This is a genomic window from Litoribacter populi, assembly GCF_007483685.1.
GTDB classification, from domain to species: domain Bacteria; phylum Bacteroidota; class Bacteroidia; order Cytophagales; family Cyclobacteriaceae; genus Litoribacter; species Litoribacter populi.
Genome location: NZ_VMKN01000006.1, coordinates 1 through 3,015, shown reverse-complemented (window position 1 = coordinate 3,015; position 3,015 = coordinate 1). Strand labels below are relative to the sequence as shown.

At 43.2% G+C, this 3,015-nt stretch carries 5 protein-coding genes and 6 tRNA genes; 10 read left to right on the top strand and 1 reads right to left on the bottom strand.

Going from position 1 to position 3,015, the window contains the following annotated elements:
* The first annotated feature begins 169 nt into the window (after positions 1-169).
* The 9 genes from FPL27_RS19690 (at position 170) to FPL27_RS19650 (ending at position 2,086) form a co-directional block, all read left to right on the top strand.
* Positions 170-242: transfer RNA gene (locus FPL27_RS19690), tRNA-Lys, on the top strand.
* Positions 243-297: 55 nt separating this feature from the next.
* Positions 298-371: transfer RNA gene (locus tag FPL27_RS19685), tRNA-Pro, on the top strand.
* Between the two features lie 181 nt (positions 372-552).
* A tRNA-Arg gene (locus tag FPL27_RS19680) sits at positions 553-626 on the top strand.
* Between the two features lie 179 nt (positions 627-805).
* Positions 806-878 (top strand) — tRNA-Lys (locus tag FPL27_RS19675).
* A 64-nt stretch (positions 879-942) separates the two neighbouring features.
* The gene (locus tag FPL27_RS19670; RefSeq protein ID WP_143959750.1) at positions 943-1,185 is read left to right on the top strand and encodes a GIY-YIG nuclease family protein; all 243 of its coding nucleotides are present in this window, start codon (positions 943-945) and stop codon (positions 1,183-1,185) included.
* Between the two features lie 160 nt (positions 1,186-1,345).
* Entirely contained in the window at positions 1,346-1,588 is a 243-nt protein-coding gene (locus FPL27_RS19665) for a GIY-YIG nuclease family protein (protein ID WP_143959750.1), read from the top strand.
* Between the two features lie 28 nt (positions 1,589-1,616).
* Positions 1,617-1,682 (top strand) — tRNA-OTHER (locus FPL27_RS19660).
* 66 nt (positions 1,683-1,748) lie between these two features.
* Positions 1,749-1,973 (top strand): GIY-YIG nuclease family protein, encoded by a 225-nt coding sequence (locus FPL27_RS19655; RefSeq protein ID WP_235893358.1) that lies wholly within the window; start codon positions 1,749-1,751, stop codon positions 1,971-1,973.
* 47 nt (positions 1,974-2,020) lie between these two features.
* Positions 2,021-2,086, top strand: a tRNA-OTHER gene (locus FPL27_RS19650).
* A gap of 228 nt (positions 2,087-2,314) precedes the next feature.
* Here the strand turns inward: FPL27_RS19650 and FPL27_RS19645 are convergent.
* Positions 2,315-2,614 carry a Rossmann-fold NAD(P)-binding domain-containing protein gene (locus FPL27_RS19645; RefSeq protein ID WP_317129423.1) on the bottom strand — a complete coding sequence of 100 codons (300 nt, stop codon included), beginning with the start codon at positions 2,612-2,614 and terminating at the stop codon, positions 2,315-2,317.
* A 220-nt stretch (positions 2,615-2,834) separates the two neighbouring features.
* Here FPL27_RS19645 and FPL27_RS19640 point away from each other — a divergent pair.
* Positions 2,835-3,015: helix-turn-helix domain-containing protein (locus FPL27_RS19640; protein ID WP_185974434.1), on the top strand; the 181-nt coding region annotated here is incomplete at its 3' end.

Genomic DNA, 3,015 nt, shown 5'->3' with positions numbered 1-3,015 from the left:
GTTCGATGTCGAAAGGATATCGAAATAGAAATATTGATAATACTGATTCCGTAGCTCAGCTGGTAGAGCATCCCGACTTTTGGTCGGGAGGGTCCTAGGTTCGAGCATCAGCGGGAGATAATAATGTGCGATGTCGAAAGGATATCGAAATAGAAATATTGATAATACTGATTCCGTAGCTCAGCTGGTAGAGCAATACACTTTTAATGTATGGGTCCTGGGTTCGAGCCCCAGCGGGATCACAGGTTGAAGTACGAGGTACGAAGTTAGAAGTACGAAGTATGGAGATTGATTGTTCGGGGTGTAGCGTAGCCCGGTATCGCGCCTCGTTTGGGACGAGGAGGTCGTAGGTTCGAATCCTGCCACCCCGACAAAATTTCCTTTTCTGAAGCTTGCTGGGTGTAAAGTCAGGTAAGGGTCCAGAAAATAAGCTTGCCCACGGCAAGATGGAAATTTTAATTAGGTTAGGTTCCGTAGCTCAACTGGATAGAGCATCCCGACTTGCAAAGTCGGGAAGGTTTCAGGTTCGAGTTATAGAATTTAATGAAGATTGGTCCCGTAGCTCAACTGGATAGAGCAACTGCCTTCTAAGCAGTAGGTTTCAGGTTCGAGTCCTGACGGGATCACATTGGGAAGTACGAAGTCGGATGGACGAAGTACGAAGAATTATTTATTAAGATTACCGATTCCGTAGCTCAGCTGGTAGAGCATCCCGACTTGCAAAGTCGGGAGGGTCCTGGTTTCGAGCTCAATCTGGAAAAATCTTGAGGTCTGACGTCATAAGGATGTCGAAAAAATAATTACCGATTCCGTAGCTCAGCTGGTAGAGCAATACACTTTTAATGTATGGGTCCTGGGTTCGAGCCCCAGCGGGATCACGAAGGCCTCCTTTTTAAGGAGGCCTTATTTACTTTTTATCCATACTTAATTTTTTTTTTTATTATGGCGCATTTCTATATCCTCCATTCGGAGAAACTCAATCGTTATTATGTTGGAGCCTGTATTGATCTTGAAAGAAGGCTGTACGAACACAATATTGGTCATTCCAAATATACATCCACAGGGGTTCCTTGGAAAGTTGTTTACACGGAGTCCTATCCTGATTTGCGAGAAGCAAAAAAGAGAGAACTGTCTGTCAAGCGGAAAAAGTCAAGAATCTATATTGAATCACTAATCCAGAAATAGAACTGATAGTGAGGGGAAAAATCAATTCGGCTCAGCTGGTAGAGCATCCCGACTTGCAAAGTCGGGAGGGTCCTGGTTTCGAGCCCCAGCGGGATCACGAAGGCCTCCTTTTTAAGGAGGTCTTATTTATTTTTTATTCATGCTTAATTTTTTTTTTATTATGGCGCATTTCTATATCCTCCATTCGGAGAAACTCAATCGTTATTATGTTGGAGCCTGTATTGACCTTGAAAGAAGGCTGTACGAACACAATATTGGTCATTCCAAATATACATCCACAGGGGTTCCTTGGAAAGTTGTATACACGGAGTCCTATCCTGATTTGCGAGAAGCAAAAAAGAGAGAACTGTCTGTCAAGCGGAAAAAGTCAAGAATCTATATTGAATCACTAATCCAGAAATAGAACTGATAGTGAGGGGAAAAATCAATTCGGCTCAGCTGGTAGAGCATCCCGACTTGCAAAGTCGGGAGGGTCCTGGGTTCGAGCCCCAGCGGGATCACGAAGGCCTCCTTTTTAAGGAGGTCTTTTTTATTTTTTATTCATGCTTAATTTTTTTTTTATTATGGCGCATTTCTATATCCTCCATTCGGAGAAACTCAATCGTTATTATGTTGGAGCCTGTATTGACCTTGAAAGAAGGCTGTACGAACACAATATTGGTCATTCCAAATATACATCCACAGGGGTTCCTTGGAAAGTTGTTTACACGGAGTCCTATTCTGATTTGCGAGAAGCAAAAATAGAGAGAACTGACTGTCAAATGGAAAAAATCAAGAATCTATATTGAATCACTTATCCAGAAATAAGGCTGATAGTGAGGGGAAAAATCAATTCGGCTCAGCTGGTAGAGCATCCCGACTTGCAAAGTCGGGAGGGTCCTGGGTTCGAGCCCCAGCGGGATCACGAAGGCCTCCTTTTTAAGGAGGCCTTTTTTATTTTTCACCCATGCTTACTTTTTTTATTATGGATCAATTCTATATCCTCCATTCTGAGAAACTCAATCGTTATTATGAAGAATTCACCTACCTTCATCTCTAACCCTCTAAACCTCCCGCCGAGCGTCAGCGCCGGGATATAACCTTCTAAACCAAGATCGTTAATTGGCAGTTAAACTTTAAACCATAAACTTTAAGCTCTTTCAAATACCTGCTTATCGTAGTTGAGTATGTTTTCAAAATACCTTATCGTTTTTGTTAGGCCATCATCAATACCTACATGCGGTTCCCAGTCTAATTCTCTTTTGGCAAGTTCAATACAAGGTTTTCTTTGCAAGGGGTCATCTTGGGGCAAAGCCATAAACCGGAGTTTACTGCTGCTGCCCGTTAGGTCGATGATTTTTTCGGCCAGGTCAAGCATAGTAAATTCACATGGGTTTCCGATGTTCACAGGTCCTGTAAAACCATCTCTGGAGTTCATCAATCTATACATACCTTCAATGTTGTCGTCCACGTGTCTAAAACGGAGGTCACTGGGCCATAGTTTACGCTGATACTGGGCCAGCCATTCCGGGAATCAACGGGCCAAAAATCAGGCGTTGTTTCCGGAGGTCATTGGGCCATTTAATTACGGCAACCCATTCGAATTCCGGAGGTCATTGGGCCACTTTCCATGATAATTATTAGCCTTGTAGTTTTTAAAAACAATCTACATGGCAGGACAAAGAATAAACATCATGGAATTAAGAAGTTTGATAGCATTTAAGCAAAAAGGCTTGAGCAACCGAAAGGTGGCCGCCCTTTTGGGTGTCAACCGGAAAACCGTAGACGAGTACATCAAGCGGTTCAAGGAACTCGGCTTGGGGTACGGGGAGCTCCTGACTCTTGAGGGAA